Source organism: Pseudoalteromonas sp. QJM3NY_12, from assembly GCF_056173165.1.
Map to the genome: position 1 here is coordinate 1,032,173 of NZ_CM149661.1, position 17,176 is coordinate 1,049,348.

Annotated in this window: 17 protein-coding genes; 13 read left to right on the plus strand and 4 right to left on the minus strand. The window is 39.7% G+C overall.

Annotation, left to right across the window (positions count from 1 at the left end; all coding sequences use genetic code 11):
• Nucleotides 1-49 precede the first annotated feature (49 nt).
• On the minus strand, nt 50-1,780 hold the full coding sequence (gene olsF / locus AC0VZ5_RS04835; RefSeq protein ID WP_178955517.1) for a bifunctional ornithine lipid synthase OlsF: 1,731 nt from the start codon (nt 1,778-1,780) through the stop codon (nt 50-52).
• A gap of 161 nt (nt 1,781-1,941) precedes the next feature.
• Between olsF and AC0VZ5_RS04840 the strand changes: the two genes are divergently transcribed.
• Nucleotides 1,942-2,862 carry a 2-hydroxyacid dehydrogenase gene (locus AC0VZ5_RS04840; RefSeq protein ID WP_475474482.1) on the plus strand — a complete coding sequence of 307 codons (921 nt, stop codon included), beginning with the start codon at nt 1,942-1,944 and terminating at the stop codon, nt 2,860-2,862.
• 259 nt (nt 2,863-3,121) lie between these two features.
• Here the strand turns inward: AC0VZ5_RS04840 and smrA are convergent, their stop codons facing one another.
• Nucleotides 3,122-3,703 carry a DNA endonuclease SmrA gene (gene smrA, locus AC0VZ5_RS04845; protein WP_475474483.1) on the minus strand — a complete coding sequence of 194 codons (582 nt, stop codon included), beginning with the start codon at nt 3,701-3,703 and terminating at the stop codon, nt 3,122-3,124.
• Nucleotides 3,704-4,100: 397 nt separating this feature from the next.
• Complete coding sequence (locus AC0VZ5_RS04850; protein WP_008114416.1) at nt 4,101-4,346, minus strand: hypothetical protein; 246 nt, start codon at nt 4,344-4,346, stop codon at nt 4,101-4,103.
• A gap of 634 nt (nt 4,347-4,980) precedes the next feature.
• Here AC0VZ5_RS04850 and AC0VZ5_RS04855 point away from each other — a divergent pair.
• Nucleotides 4,981-5,364 (plus strand): response regulator, encoded by a 384-nt coding sequence (locus tag AC0VZ5_RS04855; RefSeq protein ID WP_138607618.1) that lies wholly within the window; start codon nt 4,981-4,983, stop codon nt 5,362-5,364.
• A 67-nt stretch (nt 5,365-5,431) separates the two neighbouring features.
• Here AC0VZ5_RS04855 and rpsT read toward each other — a convergent pair whose 3' ends face one another.
• Nucleotides 5,432-5,692: a 30S ribosomal protein S20 gene (rpsT, locus tag AC0VZ5_RS04860; RefSeq protein ID WP_008114420.1), complete on the minus strand. Its 261-nt coding sequence runs from the start codon at nt 5,690-5,692 to the stop codon at nt 5,432-5,434.
• A gap of 295 nt (nt 5,693-5,987) precedes the next feature.
• On the opposite strand from rpsT, the gene murJ reads away from it, so the two are divergent.
• From murJ to AC0VZ5_RS04915, 11 genes are all read left to right on the plus strand, one after another.
• A complete protein-coding gene (murJ, locus tag AC0VZ5_RS04865; protein WP_041709107.1) occupies nt 5,988-7,526 on the plus strand; it encodes a murein biosynthesis integral membrane protein MurJ in 1,539 nt (512 codons plus the stop codon).
• Between the two features lie 74 nt (nt 7,527-7,600).
• A complete protein-coding gene (gene ribF / locus AC0VZ5_RS04870; RefSeq protein ID WP_075170608.1) occupies nt 7,601-8,527 on the plus strand; it encodes a bifunctional riboflavin kinase/FAD synthetase in 927 nt (308 codons plus the stop codon).
• 29 nt (nt 8,528-8,556) lie between these two features.
• A complete protein-coding gene (ileS, locus tag AC0VZ5_RS04875) occupies nt 8,557-11,385 on the plus strand; it encodes an isoleucine--tRNA ligase (RefSeq protein WP_475474484.1) in 2,829 nt (942 codons plus the stop codon).
• Between the two features lie 12 nt (nt 11,386-11,397).
• Nucleotides 11,398-11,898 carry a signal peptidase II gene (gene lspA, locus AC0VZ5_RS04880; RefSeq protein ID WP_131690731.1) on the plus strand — a complete coding sequence of 167 codons (501 nt, stop codon included), beginning with the start codon at nt 11,398-11,400 and terminating at the stop codon, nt 11,896-11,898.
• Nucleotides 11,895-12,335 (plus strand): FKBP-type peptidyl-prolyl cis-trans isomerase, encoded by a 441-nt coding sequence (gene fkpB, locus AC0VZ5_RS04885; protein WP_010391275.1) that lies wholly within the window; start codon nt 11,895-11,897, stop codon nt 12,333-12,335. The genes lspA and fkpB overlap by 4 nt, the downstream gene beginning before the upstream one ends.
• Nucleotides 12,335-13,264: a 4-hydroxy-3-methylbut-2-enyl diphosphate reductase gene (gene ispH, locus AC0VZ5_RS04890; RefSeq protein WP_198522263.1), complete on the plus strand. Its 930-nt coding sequence runs from the start codon at nt 12,335-12,337 to the stop codon at nt 13,262-13,264. The genes fkpB and ispH overlap by 1 nt, the downstream gene beginning before the upstream one ends.
• A gap of 27 nt (nt 13,265-13,291) precedes the next feature.
• Nucleotides 13,292-14,326, plus strand: a complete 1,035-nt coding sequence (locus AC0VZ5_RS04895; RefSeq protein ID WP_475474485.1) for a sensor histidine kinase — start codon at nt 13,292-13,294, stop codon at nt 14,324-14,326.
• Nucleotides 14,323-15,027 (plus strand): LytR/AlgR family response regulator transcription factor, encoded by a 705-nt coding sequence (locus tag AC0VZ5_RS04900; protein WP_475474486.1) that lies wholly within the window; start codon nt 14,323-14,325, stop codon nt 15,025-15,027. The genes AC0VZ5_RS04895 and AC0VZ5_RS04900 overlap by 4 nt, the downstream gene beginning before the upstream one ends.
• A 114-nt stretch (nt 15,028-15,141) precedes the next feature.
• Nucleotides 15,142-15,702: a type IV pilus modification protein PilV gene (gene pilV / locus AC0VZ5_RS04905; RefSeq protein WP_475474487.1), complete on the plus strand. Its 561-nt coding sequence runs from the start codon at nt 15,142-15,144 to the stop codon at nt 15,700-15,702.
• Nucleotide 15,703: 1 nt separating this feature from the next.
• Nucleotides 15,704-16,702 (plus strand): PilW family protein, encoded by a 999-nt coding sequence (locus AC0VZ5_RS04910; protein ID WP_475474488.1) that lies wholly within the window; start codon nt 15,704-15,706, stop codon nt 16,700-16,702.
• Nucleotides 16,690-17,175 carry a pilus assembly protein PilX gene (locus AC0VZ5_RS04915; protein ID WP_475474489.1) on the plus strand — a complete coding sequence of 162 codons (486 nt, stop codon included), beginning with the start codon at nt 16,690-16,692 and terminating at the stop codon, nt 17,173-17,175. Before AC0VZ5_RS04910 ends, AC0VZ5_RS04915 begins: the two co-directional genes overlap by 13 nt.
• The last annotated feature ends 1 nt before the right edge of the window (nt 17,176 follow it).

Consider the following 17,176-nt stretch of genomic DNA (forward strand, 5'->3'; position numbering starts at 1 on the left):
AGCGCCGCTTAATGCCGCTTTAATAGTTATTCGATTAAGGGTTAACGCTTTAACTTGCTGATGCTGATTTATCAGTACCCAAGTAGCGCTTTGCTTTGCTTGGTTTTACTTTTTCAAGATCAACCAATACTAGGCCATCAATACAATTATTGAATTGTGGATCAATACTAAAGCTTAAAAATTTAACACCATTTGGTTCGCATAGCTCTGTATATTGTTTAAATAGTGTGGGTACATGCGTGCCCATGTTAGCGAGTATGTGTTTAAGCTCTACAAAATCTTCTTTTATATTATTACCCTCGAACAAGTTAGTGCACTGAGTTTGCTGATCAGGTGTGTGACGAAAAGCATTGTTAGGCGTTGCGAGTGATTTTTCACAGCCATAATAGTGCTGATAATAATGCACTAATAAAGACTTTGCCTGCTCAGGTAGTGCGTTTGACACACTCACCGCACCAAATAAGTAACGGTATTGAGGGTAGCGATTTATAAAAGCGCCAATACCATACCATAAGTAGTCGAGACTTTTTCTGCCCCAATATTTAGGTTGTACAAAGCTTCGGCCTAGCTCTATGCCTTGTTTAAAATAAGGATTCATATCTTGGGTATAATTAAATAGGCTATCGGTATAAAGCCCACTTTGTGAGTGTTGTTCAATCACATCCTGTGCACAAGCTAATCGGTAAGCACCCACCAACTCTAGTGCATGTTCATCCCACAATACTAAGTGCTGATAGTGCATATCGTATTTATCTATGTCTCGGCGGTTTCCACTACCTTCACCTACAGCCCGAAAAGCGATTTCTCGTAAGCGGCCCAGTTCACGAAATAAGGGAGAGCTTCCTTGGTATTGGTACAAATAAATCACCATGCCATCACTGGTTTTACCTAAATGTTCGCAGCATTCTATGGCTTTTTTTAATTCTTTTTTACATTCAGGAGAGGCGATCGGAGCATGAGTTTTTAATGGTAGCGTTTTTTTTGTGGTTAAACGGTATAGTTGCTTACGGATTAGCTCAACCACTTCTTTGTCTTTTAAGTCTGGGATTAAATAAGACTCAGGGGCAATAGAAGCGCCAATTTCAAACTCGAGTGATTTTTGACGTTGCTTAAACATTTCTTTTACCAGTAACAAGCTAGCCAGTGGTTTATAAAGCATTGATGCGCCGTAAAACAGCGGGCTATTTCTGGCTTTAATATAAATAGGCAAAATAGGGCTGTTAGCCTTTTTTGCAATGCGTAAAAAGCCACTGTTCCATTTGCAGTCTTTTATACCCGTAGGACGAAGTCGAGAAACTTCACCGGCAGGGAAAATAAGTAACGCTCCTTCATTTTTTAAGTGCTGGTGGATATTACTCAGCTCTTGTTTTTTACTTTGCCCTGATAGGTTATCAACGGGTAGTAATAACGAATGCATGGCGTCAACGGTCATTAACATACGGTTAGCCACCACTTTTAAATCGGAACGCACTGTTGATAACACATTAATTAATGCAAGTGCATCTAAGGATCCGATAGGGTGGTTTGCAATAATGACAATTTTCCCTTCACTGGGAATGTTTTCTATTTGCTTAGCTTTGTAGCGAGTTTCAAAGTCAAGTTCATCAAGCACTTGCTCTACAAATTCTATTCCTTGAAGGTGGGGATAGGCAGTTGCAAAGTTTGTAAATTCTTGTTCATGTAATAAGTAGCTAAGACTTTTCTTTACCATTTTTTTTATTTTAAATGAGTTAGTTAACTGTGGTAAATTGGTTGCTATTACTTTATCTACACTGATCATACGCACCTCTTTTTTTATACTAGGCTAAGGCCAATATGTTTAGCTTAGAGTGCGGATATGACAATACGCGGTCAGTTGTGTGACTTTTTAAAACCGTTTACTTACTATTGAATTGAACCGTACCAGTACTACTATTTAGGGTTACTTTTTAAGGAATCATCATGTCAGTTTTAGTCGCGATTACCGGTCGAGATAACACAAAATTAATTGCAAAAATGCAATCACAATTACCCAACATTCAAATTGAGCAGCTTGATGACTGCCAAGATTTTGCAGGTGTGGAATTTGTACTGGCTTGGAATGCGCCCGCGTCTTTATGGCCAAAGTTATTAAATTTGAAAGCGGTGTCATCGTTTGGTGCTGGGGTTGATAGTATCGATTTAAGTTTACTACCTGCACATGTTGAAGTGGTGCGGATTGTCGATAAACAGTTAGCCAACGACATGGCTGAATATGTACTTACTCATGTATTAGCGCAAAAATTGCGATTAAAAGAATATTTCTTAAAACAACAGCAAAGTGAATGGAAGCCCAAAAGAGCGTATAGGCACGATCGAGTCAGTATTTTAGGGTTTGGCGAATTAGGCCAAGCATGCGCCCAAAGGTTGGCTAATAATGGCTTTAAAGTTAATGCTTGGAGCCGAAGCCCTAAAACATCAACGATAGCAGCACTCTACCATGGTGATCAGGGACTAAATGATATGTTAGTGAATACAGATTATTTAATCTGTCTATTGCCACTTACTAGCAATACCAAAGGTATTATTAATCAACAGTTGCTTAAGCAACTTCCTGAGCACGCCGTGTTAATTAATGTGGCCCGAGGTGAGCATGTCGTTGAAGCTGATTTGCTCGATGCGCTCAATAACGCACGTTTACTAGCAGCAACGCTTGATGTATTTGCCAGTGAGCCACTACCAAGCAAACACCCTTATTGGCAACACCCAAATATTACTTTAACGCCGCACTGTGCTGCGTTGTCAGATCTAGATAGTGTTATTGAGCAAATAGCAGAAAACATTTTGCGTTTGAAAGCGAGACAACCATTAATAAATTGTATTAATAAGCAGCAAGGTTATTAATTTAGAGTTATTGGCCTTCAAGGATTAAAATTTGTTTAATTTTTAACAGAAACAGCTTGTTAACATTTGTAATTTTGACTATTGTTAAAAGCTGTTCTAACAAAAATAATAAATAGGATGAATTATGAAACCCAATCAAGGGGGCGCAAAAATTAGCATTGTGGTTGTATCTATCATTATTTTAGGAATATCTGCGTGGTTTAATCAAGCTAATGCAGCAGCGTTGATGCTTAACTAACCCTTATTAGCACAGCAAGATTTAACTGCGCTTGCTGTGAATTTCTCTGTTTTGATGCTTTTTATCATCACTCTTCTTTAGTAAGACATATGTTGCCCCACTTCCTCCATGCTGCCTGAGTGCAGTGTGAAATGCTAAAACACAAGGAATTGTTTGCAGCCACTGATTTACGTAACTTTTTAAAATCCCCGGTTTGGCTTTATTTTTAACACCTATTCCATGACGAACAAGAACCATCCTTATATTGCGCTGGTGGCAATCTTTAATAAAGGCAAGCAACGAAGCATGGGCATTTTTCAAAAGTTGCCCGTGTAAATCTAATGTCGCATCGAGCTGATATTTAGCTAATCTTACGTTTTTAAAAACCGGGCTTTGCACGCCATCCCGTTTAAAACTTAATATGGCGAGTGGGTCGAGCAATTCTAGTGGTTCATCTAACGAATTAAATTGTTCACTGCTTAAATTTAATTGTGCCGCTTTGTTTTTTTCTTGCTGAGCGATAACTGTTTTATGGTTTTTAGGTGGCAATGTCACTGTATCGTGACTGATAGGGGTAACATCTTCCATGGAGGATAAGAATAAATCGAAATCTGACAACGGCATGGGCTTATCTCAAATTAGGCAAGGGTCTGTTGACCTTTGCGGATTGAAATTTGTTCAAACTAGGGGCGGTTTAATCGCGGCGCTCGGTTTGTAACCTAGTGGGCTAAGTAAAAACCGAGCAACAAAGAGTAAATCGCCCCTAGGCAGAACCCTAAGGGCAGCGCCTGTTTGGCATTGATGCTGCGTTATCACCTATTTATGGGGAATAACCACACCACATAGGCTCTGCCTTGCCTAAATACCAAACAGACTGCTGCAAATTTAACCTTGAAAGGTCAACAGACCCTAATACGAGATAAATTTTAACTTAGTTCAAACTAAGACCCAAGATTTTTAAAGCTGTAGAATAAAAAAAGCCCAGAAAAACTGGGCTATAAAATATTCTAAGGGGAAGTAATTAGTGCTGAGATACAGTAAATTGTCCAAAAGTATAAACTTTAAACAAATAAAATGTGTTGATCAAAACTAAACTCATATTTGAAATAATACTCGACGACATAAGATCTAAGCTAAATGATAAGAATAACAAACCACAAGCACTAATCGCTGCAACGCGAAGCAGTGTCAGTTGGTTAATAAAGAATGCACCTAAACCTAGTGCAAGTAGTAATGTATTTAAAAGCCAATCTAGCTCGTTTAGCATGGTCGTTTCAATAGTTCAGTTGTTGAAAAAAGGAGCGCCATTATGTTGATCTTTTGCACAGCTTTCAACCAAGTAATTTTAAATTTTCAGATTAGTTTTTTTAATGTTAAAAGTAAGTAAGCAATACTGAAAATATTCCTTCCTCAGCAATAATTCGATATTTTTGGCAGCTCTGCGGTTGCTGTAAATCAATACATAGGTAAAGGGTTCTATGCTCCTTATCCAGTCGCGGGTGTAGGGTTGAGTCCAGTAGTTTTGGTTCGCTTGAAAACAACCCTGGCCAATACACACTTTGGCTTACCATAGATGATTTTTTATAAGTAAGTAAACTCGGCTTTGGTATTAAAACAAGTATAAATAATAATATCGCGAAAATAAAAAGCAGGGTCAACTTGATGCCACACTTTGCGCTACTTGAGTGTAGTTTTAATTGTGAGCCAGTGTTTGCAAGCTTATTACTGGATCTTTGTTTAACAGTAGCGGCTTTATTTTTTTTGCGGCGACTTTTTTTTGTGGTTTTCGACATAAAGCAAATCTGGCCTTTTTAGCTTAGCCCTCTATAATAAAGTAAATATTTGTATTTTAAGCAAATCACCAACTTCGCAGACATGGCTTTAGCCTATAAGGATTGTATATGAATACGCAGCTATCTATTTTAATAGTTGACGATGTTAGCACTGTGCGTAGCTTTCTAAGTCAAACATTAATGCATTTAGGGATAGAGAATGTAAAAGAAGCGTCAACGGCCGCGCAGTGTATTAGCGAGTGTCGCGCAGCCAATTTTAATATTATATTTTTAGATATAGAACTACCTGATGGCGATGGTAAAGAACTTATTGCGCAAATTAATGAGTTATCACCAGAGACAAACGTGGTGATGGTGTCGGCTCATTCAGGCGTTGAAAATGTGAAGGATGCGATAGAAAGAGGGGCAAAAGGGTTTGTGGTTAAACCATTTTCACCAAAGAAAATTGCGGCGATGTTGAAAAAGTTTTATCCAGAGCTTGATAACGTTTAAGAGGCGTATTTATTTTGGGCAAAAAAAAACCGGCAAAAGCCGGTTTTTTTAATCTTGCAAAAACAAATTATAGCGCTTTAATTTTAGCAGCTAAACGGCTCTTATGACGAGCAGCTTTGTTTTTGTGGATTAGACCCTTAGTTGCGTAACGGTCTAGGATAGGTGTAGCAACAGAAAAAGCTTGCTGTGCAGCTTCTTTATCGCCAGCTTCAATAGCTACGATTACTTTTTTGAAGTAAGTACGCATCATTGAACGACGGCTTGCGTTGTGCTGACGGTTTTTTTCGCTTGTGATAGCGCGTTTTTTTGCAGACTTGATGTTAGCCAAGGTTTGCTCCTAACAATCTTAAATAAAGCTTAAATTAAAGGCCGTGGAATATGCCTGTTTTTATCATGAATGTCAATTTAATTTTAACAATTCAAGAAAAACTGCTCCTTATAACGAACATCAATTTGCCGCTTTAGCAGTTAATAGCGCTATTGTAACAAAGCAAGGGGTTCCAGCCTAGTGCTTTAAAGCGATTTATAAAAAAGACTATGGCATAATTAACTTAATTGCTGGTTTTTAATATGGATTTATAGTGTCAAAAGGTTTGTTTCGTTCTGGGATGATTGTAAGTGCAATGACAATGATCTCGCGTATTTTAGGGCTAGTACGAGATGCCGTCGTGGCTAATCTGTTGGGCGCAGGCGCTGCGGCCGATGTATTTTTATTTGCTAACCGTATTCCTAATTTTTTACGCCGTTTATTTGCCGAAGGGGCTTTTGCGCAAGCATTTGTACCGGTATTAAGTGAAATTAAACAGCAGCAAGGCGATGAGAAGGTCAGAATATTTGTTGCCCAAGCCGCCGGCACGTTAGGCACTATTTTACTGATAGTGACACTTTTTGGTGTAATAGCATCACCTGTTATTGCTGCATTATTTGGTACTGGTTGGTTTATTGATTGGTGGCAAGGGGGGCCTGACGCAGAAAAGTTTGAGCTTGCTAGTTCGCTATTAAAACTGACTTTTCCTTATTTGTTTTTTGTAAGCCTTGTGGCGCTCAGTGGCGCGGTGATGAACGTTTATAATCGTTTTGCCGTTGCGGCTTTTACCCCTGTGTTACTCAATGTATCCATCATTAGTTGTGCCATTTTATTACACGACCAATTTTCTGTAGGCGCTTATGCGTTAGCTGTTGGCGTGTTTTTAGGAGGCGTGGTACAGCTATTATTTCAACTGCCGTTTTTGTATAAAGCAAAAATGCTAGCGCGCCCGCGCTGGGGTTGGCAAGATGAAAATGTGAAAAAAGTACGCAAGTTAATGCTCCCAGCCTTATTTGGTGTATCAATTAGTCAAATTAACTTATTACTCGATACGGTAATAGCTTCATTATTGATGACAGGTTCTATCGCTTGGCTGTATTACTCAGATAGACTGATTGAATTCCCACTTGGTTTATTTGGCATTGGTATTGCGACGGTAATTTTGCCTGCGCTGTCAAAATTACACAGCAGTAAAAAAAGTAGCGACTTTCAACATACCCTAGATTGGGGAGTGAGGTTTGTGATTTTTTTAGGGCTTCCAGCAATGATAGGATTGATGATTATAAGCCCGCTTATTATTACCGTGCTGTTTGATCATGGCGCTTTCAAAGAAGCGGGCATCGATCATGTTAAGGCGGTGAGCTTAGGGGTGGTTGCCTACTCAGTGGGATTAGTCAGTTTTATGTTAATTAAAGTGCTCGCGCCTGGGTTTTATTCTCGCCAAGATACTAAAACACCGGTACGCATTGGTATTATTACTTTGGTACTAAATATGGTGTTTAATATTATGCTGGCACCATTTATTGGCTATTTAGGTTTGGCTCTGGCAACCTCAATGTCGGCAAGTTGTAATGCCTACTTACTGTATCGACAGCTTAAAAAAGAGAATGTTTATCAGTTTTCCAGCATGAGTGGCTACTTCACTTTGAAGTGTTTGTTGGCAAGTATAACAATGGGCGCATTGGTTTGGTTTACCAGTAGGCAATATGACTGGGTTAGTTGGCACTTTAGCGAACAAGTTATGTTATTGGTTGTGTTATTAATTATTGCGATTGTTAGTTACTTTTTTATGTTGTTTTTGATGGGTGTTAGACTAAATACGATAAAAAGTGTAGCAATTACTGAATCAAATTAAAAAAAAGATTATAATCGGACACTCTGCGGCCCGAGGTCGCATTTTATCGCTCGCTGAAAAAGGCATTAGGTGGCATGGAGTTAATTAGAGGTATACACAATATACGCCCACAACACTTTGGTTGTGTGCTGACCATTGGTAATTTTGATGGTGTTCATTTGGGTCATGCTGCCGTATTAAAAGGGCTTTTAGCTGATGCAAAAGAAAATAATTTACCCAGCACCGTAATGTTATTTGAGCCTCAGCCACAGGAGTTTTTTGCAAAAAATAACGCTCCGGCTAGGCTGACTCGACTGCGTGATAAACTTCGTCTATTGAGTAACTTAGGAATTGAACGCGTTATTTGTATTAGCTTTAATCAGGCTTTTGCAAACATGCATGCTGAGCAGTTTGTTAGCGATATTTTAATTAAAAAGCTGGGCGTTAAAGCATTAACGGTTGGTGATGATTTTAGGTTTGGTAAACAGCGCCAAGGTAACTTTAGTTTATTGGCAACTATGGGCACCCAAGTGGGAATGAGTGTTAAAAGCACTGCCAGCTTTAGGCAATTAAATGCTAGAGTAAGCAGTACCTTGATACGAGAAGCGCTTGCTGAAGGTGACTTAGTTAGTGCAAAAGTTATGCTTGGGCATAATTATGCAATATCTGGACGTGTTATTCATGGCTGGAAAAAAGGCCGCGAACTGGGTTTTAGAACGGCAAATATTGCACTAAAACGTCAAGTTTGTCCGGTCAATGGTGTATTTGCGGTTCAAGTGATGATCGCAGGAAAGCAAGTTTTTGGGGTGGCTAACATTGGAAACAAACCCACGTTTAATGGAACTCGTGCTTTATTAGAAGTTCATCTTTTTGATTTTGCACAAGATATTTATGGACAATTTATGCATGTGGAGTTAATTGAAAAACTCCGCAATGAGAAAAAATTCGAGACATTAACACAACTGACGGCACAAATAGCAACCGATGTTGCCGCCGCTAAGCAGTGTTTTGGTTTAAATTAGGTAGCCGATAGAAACGGAAAGTAGGATTAATGAGCGACTACAAACATACTTTGAATTTACCGGAAACAATGTTTCCAATGCGTGGCAATTTGGCACAACGTGAACCAAAAATGCTTAAAGCATGGTATGAAGACGACCTATATGGTCAAATTCGCAGCGCGAAGAAAGGTAAAAAAACTTTCATTTTGCATGACGGCCCTCCGTATGCAAACGGCGATATCCATTTAGGCCACTCAGTAAATAAAATATTAAAAGATATTATTGTTAAGTCTAAAACTTTATCAGACTTTGATGCGCCATACGTACCAGGTTGGGACTGTCATGGTTTACCAATCGAGTTAATGGTTGAGAAAAAAGTTGGTAAACCCGGTGTTAAGGTAACTGCGGCAGAGTTTCGTGAGAAATGTCGTGCCTATGCTAAAAAGCAAGTGGAAGGCCAAAAAGTAGACTTTAAACGTTTAGGCGTTTTTGGTGATTGGGATAAACCTTACCTAACCATGAACTTCGACTTTGAAGCTAATGCCATTCGTGTACTGGGCCGCATTATAAAAAATGGTCACCTTCATAAAGGCGCTAAGCCTGTGCATTGGTGTACAGATTGTGGTTCAGCATTAGCTGAAGCAGAAGTTGAATATCAAGACAAACAATCTCCAGCTATTGATGTACGTTTTACTTTTACAGATCAAGGTGCGGTAGTTAATGCGTTTGATTTGGCGGCTGGCCATACAGGAACAGGTAGTGTGGGAACCGTTATTTGGACTACAACACCATGGACTTTGCCTGCAAACCGTGCGGTAGCTGTGCATGCTGATTTAGAATACGCGCTAGTACAAGTAGAAGATGAAGGCGTTCAGCAACGTCTTATTATTGGCTCTGAGCTGGTTAAAGATGCGATGGATCGTTTTGGTTTCAACCATTTCCATATCCTTGGCTATGTTAAAGGCGCAGCACTTGAAAACTTAACAGTAGCACATCCTTTTTATGACTTTAATGTTCCTGTTATTGTTGCTGAGCACGTAACGACAGATTCTGGCACGGGCATCGTGCATACTGCACCAGGTCATGGTCAAGAAGATTTCGTGGCTGGTCTTGAGTACAACCTTGAAGTAGCTAACCCTGTTGGCGCAAACGGCGTGTACTTACCTGATACTGAATTATTTGCCGGTCAACATGTGTTTAAAGCCAATGCGAGTGTAATTGAGGTATTAAAAGAAAATAATGCCCTAATGCATCATCATGCATTAACGCACAGTTACCCACATTGCTGGCGCCATAAAACACCTATTATTTTCCGTGCCACACCACAATGGTTTGTTAGCATGGATCAGGCTAACTTGCGCCAAGATTCACTGGCTGAAATTAAAAATACTCAGTGGTTACCTGAATGGGGCGAAAGCCGTATTGCTAACATGGTTGAAGGCCGCCCTGATTGGTGTATTTCACGTCAACGTACGTGGGGTGTTCCTATTGCATTGTTTGTTGATAAAGACACGGGTGCATTACACCCAAATACTCAAGAGCTGATTGAACAAGCAGCAGCGCTTGTTGAAAAGTCAGGTATTCAAGCATGGTATGACCTAGAGCCAGCTACTTTACTAGGTGAAGAAGACGCACAACAATACATGAAAGTGCAAGACACACTGGACGTGTGGTTTGATTCAGGTGTAACGCATGCCTGTGTTGTTGATGCGCGTGAAGATTTAACCGGTCCTGCTGATTTATACCTAGAGGGTTCAGATCAACACCGTGGTTGGTTTATGTCATCAATGATGACCTCAGTGGCAATTAATGGTCATGCACCATATAAGCAAGTGCTTACGCATGGCTTTACGGTTGATGAAAATGGCCGCAAAATGTCTAAGTCATTAGGTAATGTTATTTCACCACAAAACGTGATGAATAAACTAGGCGCTGATATTTTACGTTTATGGGTAGCATCAACTGATTACACGGCAGAAATGACGGTATCAGATGAAATATTCAAACGTTCAGCAGATCGCTACCGCCGTATTCGTAACACCAGCCGTTATTTGCTTGCTAACCTTAGTGGTTTTGATCCAAAAACAGATCAAGTTGCTGTGGATGATATGGTTGAGCTTGATAAGTGGATTGTAGGGCGTGCTGCACAGTTACAAGATGACATTTTAGCGGCGTACGATAGCTACCAAATGCTATTAGTGACGCAAAAGTTAATGAACTTCTGTACCGGTGAGCTTGGTTCGTTCTACTTAGACGTTATAAAAGATCGTCAGTACACGGCAAAAAGTGACAGTCATGCACGTCGTTCTTGTCAAACCGCGCTGTACCACATTGCTGAAGCAATGACGCGTTGGATGGCACCAATCATGAGCTTTACAGCACAAGAAATTTGGGAAGCACTTCCAGGTGAGCGCAGTGACTATGTATTTACTTCAACTTGGTATGAGGGCTTACAAGCGCCAACTACGACCAAGTTTAGTAATGAAGATTGGCAAGCTATTTTAAATGTGCGTGACGAAGTGAACCGTCTGCTAGAAGCTGCACGTAAAGAAGAAGTGATTGGCGCTACATTACAAGCAACGGTTAATCTTTTTGCAAGTAAAGAACTTGCTACAAAACTGGCTGCACTAGGTGATGAACTTCGCTTTGTGTTACTTACTTCAGCTGTAAATGTTACTGAAGTAGAGAGCCAGCCTGCAGACTCACAAGCAACCGAAATTGAAGGTTTATACATTAGCGTATCAGCAACTGATGCTAAAAAGTGTGAGCGTTGCTGGCATTATAGTGAAGATGTAGGCGTTGAGCCTGCGCACCCTGAAATCTGTGGTCGTTGTGTTAGTAACGTTGACGGTGAAGGTGAAAAGCGTCAATTCGCTTAGGAGTTGTTTTTAGTGAGCAAACTAGCCCAAAAAAGTGGTTTAGTGTGGCTTTGGTTGAGTCTATTACTACTAGTAATAGACTTTGCCAGTAAAACACTGGTTGTAAACACCATGGCCTATGGTGAGTCAATTAATCTACTGCCTGTTTTTAGTATCACTTATGTACATAATTACGGTGCAGCTTACAGCTTTTTAAGCGAAGCGGGTGGCTGGCAACGTTGGTTTTTAAGTGTAATAGCAATTGCAATTAGTTGTTTGTTGGTATGGTGGTTAAAGCGCCTTCCTGCGTCTAATAAAGTATTGTGCGGTGCATACTCGTTAGTGTTAGCGGGTGCTATTGGTAACTTATACGACCGTGTTGCTTATGGTTACGTTATTGACTTTTTACATGTGTTTTACGAAGACTCACATTTCCCCGTATTTAATATTGCAGATTGTGCTATTTGTGTAGGCGCTGCGTTATTACTATTTGACGCCTTTACAGGCGAAGAACCAAAGGAGCATAAAGCATGAGCCAAGCTGTAATTGGTGAAAACTCAGACGTTATTTTTCATTTTTCTATTAAACTAGAAGATGGCTCTGCCGCTGACTCAACAAAAGTGCATAACAAACCTGCCAAGCTCACTATGGGTGATGGCAGTTTAACCGCTAACTTTGAAAAATGTTTGCTTGGCCTAACCGCGGGTGAAAGCAAAACATTTGAGCTTGAGCCTGAAGATGCCTTTGGTCAACCAAATCCAGATAATATTTATTATGTAGATCGTAGTAAGTTTGGTGCAGAAACACCGGCTAAAGTAGGTGCGATTATTGCGTTCACTCAACCTGATGGTACTGAACTTCCGGGTTTGGTTCGTGAAGTGCAAGGTGAGTCAGTTACTATCGATTTTAATCACCCATTAGCGGGTCAGCGTTTAACGTTTGAGGTTGATATTATTGAGGTGCAAGGCTAATGGAAATATTATTAGCTAATCCACGAGGCTTTTGCGCCGGTGTTGACCGCGCAATTAGTATTGTTGAGCGCGCTTTAGATATTTTTGAAAAGCCAATCTATGTGCGTCACGAAGTGGTGCATAACCGTTATGTGGTTGATGGTTTAAAAAATCGCGGCGCCGTGTTTGTCGAAGAACTAGATCAGGTTCCTGATGATAGCATTGTTATTTTTAGCGCTCATGGTGTATCTCAGGCTGTTCGCTCAGAGGCTAAACGCAGAGAGTTAAAAGTATTTGATGCAACCTGTCCGTTAGTGACTAAGGTGCATATGGAAGTAACCCGTGCTAGTAAAAAAGGTATTGAATGCATCTTAATTGGTCACCACGGACACCCTGAGGTTGAGGGTACCATGGGGCAATACGATAATCAGCAAGGTGGTATTTATCTTGTTGAAACAGTTGATGATGTATTAAAGCTTGATGTAAAAAATGCGGATAACCTTTTTTACTGCAGCCAAACAACTCTATCAGTAGATGACACTGCCGATGTGATTGATGCTTTACGTAGTAAATTTCCTACAATTGATGGTCCACGTAAAGATGATATTTGCTATGCAACACAGAACCGCCAAGATGCGGTTCGTGATTTAGCTGATAAAGTGAATGTGTTATTAGTTGTGGGTGCTAAAAATAGCTCTAACTCTAATCGTTTACGGGAACTTGCCGATAAAATGGGTACACAAGCCTACTTAATAGATGATGCTAGTAATGTTGAAGCATCATGGTTTGATGGTATCAACAGTGTAGGTGTGACTGCCGGTGCATCAGCTCCTGAAGTATTAGTTCAGCAAGTCATCACACGCTTAAAAGAGCTTGGTGGCAAACAAGTAACAGAAAACCCAGGTGAAGAAGAAAACATTGTTTTTGCTGTGCCAGTAGAGCTGCGTTAGTCTATTAATAGATAAAAGGAGGGTCGAATGAGTAAGCAACTGACACCAGATGCACTACTTTTTTCGGCCCTTTTTAATGAGCGTGGTGTACTTGCATCCCTCATAGTAACCCAAGTCGTGGCTATTATTTTAGCTTTTGCTCCTAATGCTGGCGGTGACATATGGCTGCATTTGGGAGAGATTAGTTTATTTCTCCATGTAACCGTATTAGTAAGCACCTCTTTTATATATATTTGTCGCCGATTTCTTGCAAAACAGCCTCAGTTTATTCAGCTTAGTTTTTTTATTGCTGTATATAGTTTGAGTACTGCTTTATTTAGTCTGGCTTTTTCTTATATTGCTTTTGATATAGAAAACGAAAAACAACTTACGTTTTTTGTGTTACGTAATTGCATTATTGTATTTTTGCTCACCTCACTTTTTGTACAATTTTTGCTTATTCATTTTGAAAAAGAACAGCAAGCCAAAGCACTCTCTCGTGCAGAGCTTGATGCTTTGCAGGCGCGGATCAGACCCCATTTTTTATATAATAGTTTGAATACGGCAGCAGAATTAACACATCATGACGTTGAGGCTGCAGAGCATGCTATTTTAGCATTAGCGGCGCTTTCGCAGGCTGCAATGCGGTCAGGGCAAAGTGTATTACTCAGTGATGAAATAGTATTAACTAAACAATATATTGCTCTTGAGTCATGGCGTTTTGCAGAGCGTTTACAGGTTGAGTGGTTATTACCAGAAAATCTCCCTGCGCTCTATATTCCATATCTAACATTACAACCTTTGGTAGAGAACGCAGTATGCCATGGCGTAGAGCCCAGCCAAAGTGGTGCTACCATTAGTATTGAGCTGCATGTTACAACACATTATTTAACCTTGATTGTGACTAACCCTGTACCTATTGAAACCGCTAATACTAGAGAGCATAACGGTATGGCAATTGATAATATCCGTTCTCGTTTAAGTATTTATTATAAAGATCAGGCGCAACTGACGATAACTAACAAAGAAAAAAAATTTAGAGTTAAAGTGGTTATTCCAAAACAAACAGAGCGCATGTTATGAATGCACTGATTGTAGATGATGAGCCTTTAGCCAGAGCACGCTTAAAGCGTTTACTTAGTCAGAGCTATACATCTATTCAAGTGCAAGGTGAGGCCGACAATGGCAATGACGCTTTAATAAAAATAAAGAAACTTCAGCCTGATTTAGTGTTTTTAGATGTTGATATGCCAGGCTTAAATGGCATCGAAGTGGCTAATCAACTCAATGGCTTGGCGGTTCCCCCTGCGATTATTTTTATAACCGCTCACCCTGAGCATGCACTTGATGCACTGCAACTAAATGCAGCTGGGTATTTAGTAAAACCTATATCAGTAAAAAGTTTGCAACATGCATTGCAGCAGCTAGGACGTTTAAACAGAGTACATCTGCAACAGCAACAAACAGAAAAAGTAACGTATCAACTGGCTGGCACTATCAGAAGTGTTGAAATAGAGAGTATTTTTTATTTTAACGCAGAGGAAAAGTATACCAAGTTTGTGTTTGATCAAGGGGAAGCTTTAATTGAGGACAGTTTAAAGCATCTTGAAATGCAATACCCGCATCATTTATTAAGAATTCATCGACATACTTTGGTGAATAAAAACAAAATTATTGCCCTACATACGCTTCAAAACCATCAACATGTTATTGAACTTGATGGCTGTACTACTTTGTTAGCTGTAAGTCGTCGAGCACTCAAAAGCGTAAAAAGTGAACTTTAATACGCCTACCTATTAACCGCTTATCAACATAATTAACCGTTAGTCATGGTTCTAGTTGAATCTAATCTGTAATTGCATACACTTATTATCAGGTAATTATTATTTGGTTTTACTATGTATTTGAGTACGTTTAAATTGCAAAAAGGTTTTACCCTTATTGAAGTCCTAATTGCGTTTATTATTCTCAGCTTTGGTTTATTGGGCGCTGTAGCCCTGCAAGCAAAAGCAAAGCAAGCAAGCTTTGATTCAATGCAACGTGCTGCTGCTGTTGCGCTTGGTAATGATATTATTCAACGTATTCGAGCTAATGATACTTCGCAACTCGCGACCCTTTACGATGTAGAGTTTACCAGTGAAACCACGAAGAAATCGTCTAAAACATGTTTTACAAGCTCATGTAGCAACGCGCAAATAGCTAGTTTAGATATCGAGCAATGGAAACGTGCTATTCGAGCCCGAGAGAATACCGGATCACTTGATGGTGCAACTGTGTGTATTAACCCTGCAGTGGTAGCGGGTTCTGGAGGGAAAGCATATAACCTTGAGGTTATTGTTTCTTGGCAGGGTCGACAAGAATTTAAAGCAAGTGAGGCGACAGGTAAAATTAGTTGTGGCGTCGCAGATAAAAAGCGTCGCTTAGTCGTGCTTAATAGCTACGTATACGTTAGGAGCTAAAATGAAGCAAACAGGATTTACACTCATTGAAATGATGATATCTCTATTTATAGGGGGATTAATTTTGGGTGGGGTAATGTTTACTTATATCGGTATGAAAGTAACCACCAAAGACACTATGACTATAGGCGAGTTACAAGAGTCAGGCCGCTTAGCTATAAATATTATGCAACGAGATATTGAGCAAGTTGGTTTTTGGGGAACATATTATGATGATTCATTTACCGCTGCAAACACATCATCACTGTCAAATCCTACCAATGACTGCTTTGAAGGAGCTAACAATGGCAGTTTTCCAGATTTAGCGAGTAGTAGTAACTTTAGATCTTTATACGCTAAAACTGCGGCAAGTTCGAATGAGCTCAACTGTGTAAAAAACCCAATTAAAGGGACTGATATTTTACAGGTTAAGTTTTTACAAGGTAATCAACTAGAAGTTGATGCCGTAGGTGTTAATGAAACGCAAAGTGGTGAGAATTATTTTATTGCTGAACAAGAAAGTGCTCGCTTTGGGCGAGGTGTTGTTGACCCTACTAGCGTAAATATCAATGCGTCGGTATGGCCGTATAGTCATCACAGCTATTATATTGCAGAGCAAACTTATACGGTAAATAATAAGAACCTTACTGTACCGGCACTAATGCGAAAGCGTTTAGTAGGCGGGTCAATAAACACTGAAACTATAATGGAAGGCGTGGAAAATATGCGTTTTATTTTTGGTTTAGATACTACCAGCGATAGTCGCGTTGATATCTATAAAAGCATCAGTGATATGAACGCCAGCGACTGGGAAAACCGTAGAGGTATTTTAACAGTACAAGTTTTCTTACTGATCAGAGCATTGCAACCAGATCCAGGCCTTAAAATGAAGAACCAAACGTACATATTAGGGGAAGATGCAAATAGTCGGTCTCTTACTTTTTCAGATAATTTCAGACGAACTGTTTTCACTACGACTATTCGTTTAAATAATGTGGGAGCAAATTTATGGCGTATTTAACTCATATGAAAAAGAAACAACATGGTGTTGTACTTATTACAGCACTTATTATGGTGATAGCAGTGACAGGAATTGCGGTTACTTTAATGAGTAGTAGTAGTATTGATATTAAAATTACAAATGCAGCTCAAGAGCGTGAAGTTGCAGAAAATCAACTAATTGGTGAAGTACAGCGCATTATTGCTGATGAAGCTCGTAAAGGGGCTGCTAATCAGTTCTTTTTGACTCCTGAAGAAGTTACAGATACTGGTATTGTTATGGCTGAACGTGATGATATGAAAAGCAATATGATTAACTTAAACAATGGTGTACTTGATTTAGAATGCCCTCGTCGTTTTAATTTTACTGCTGGCATTTCATGCAACATGGTGCAAGTTTCTACAACCATGGAGTACGGCTCCAGAAGTAAACACCAACTAACAATTGTTACCGGCGTAGCCCAAGAGATGGCTAGCATAAGTAAGGGGTTTTAAG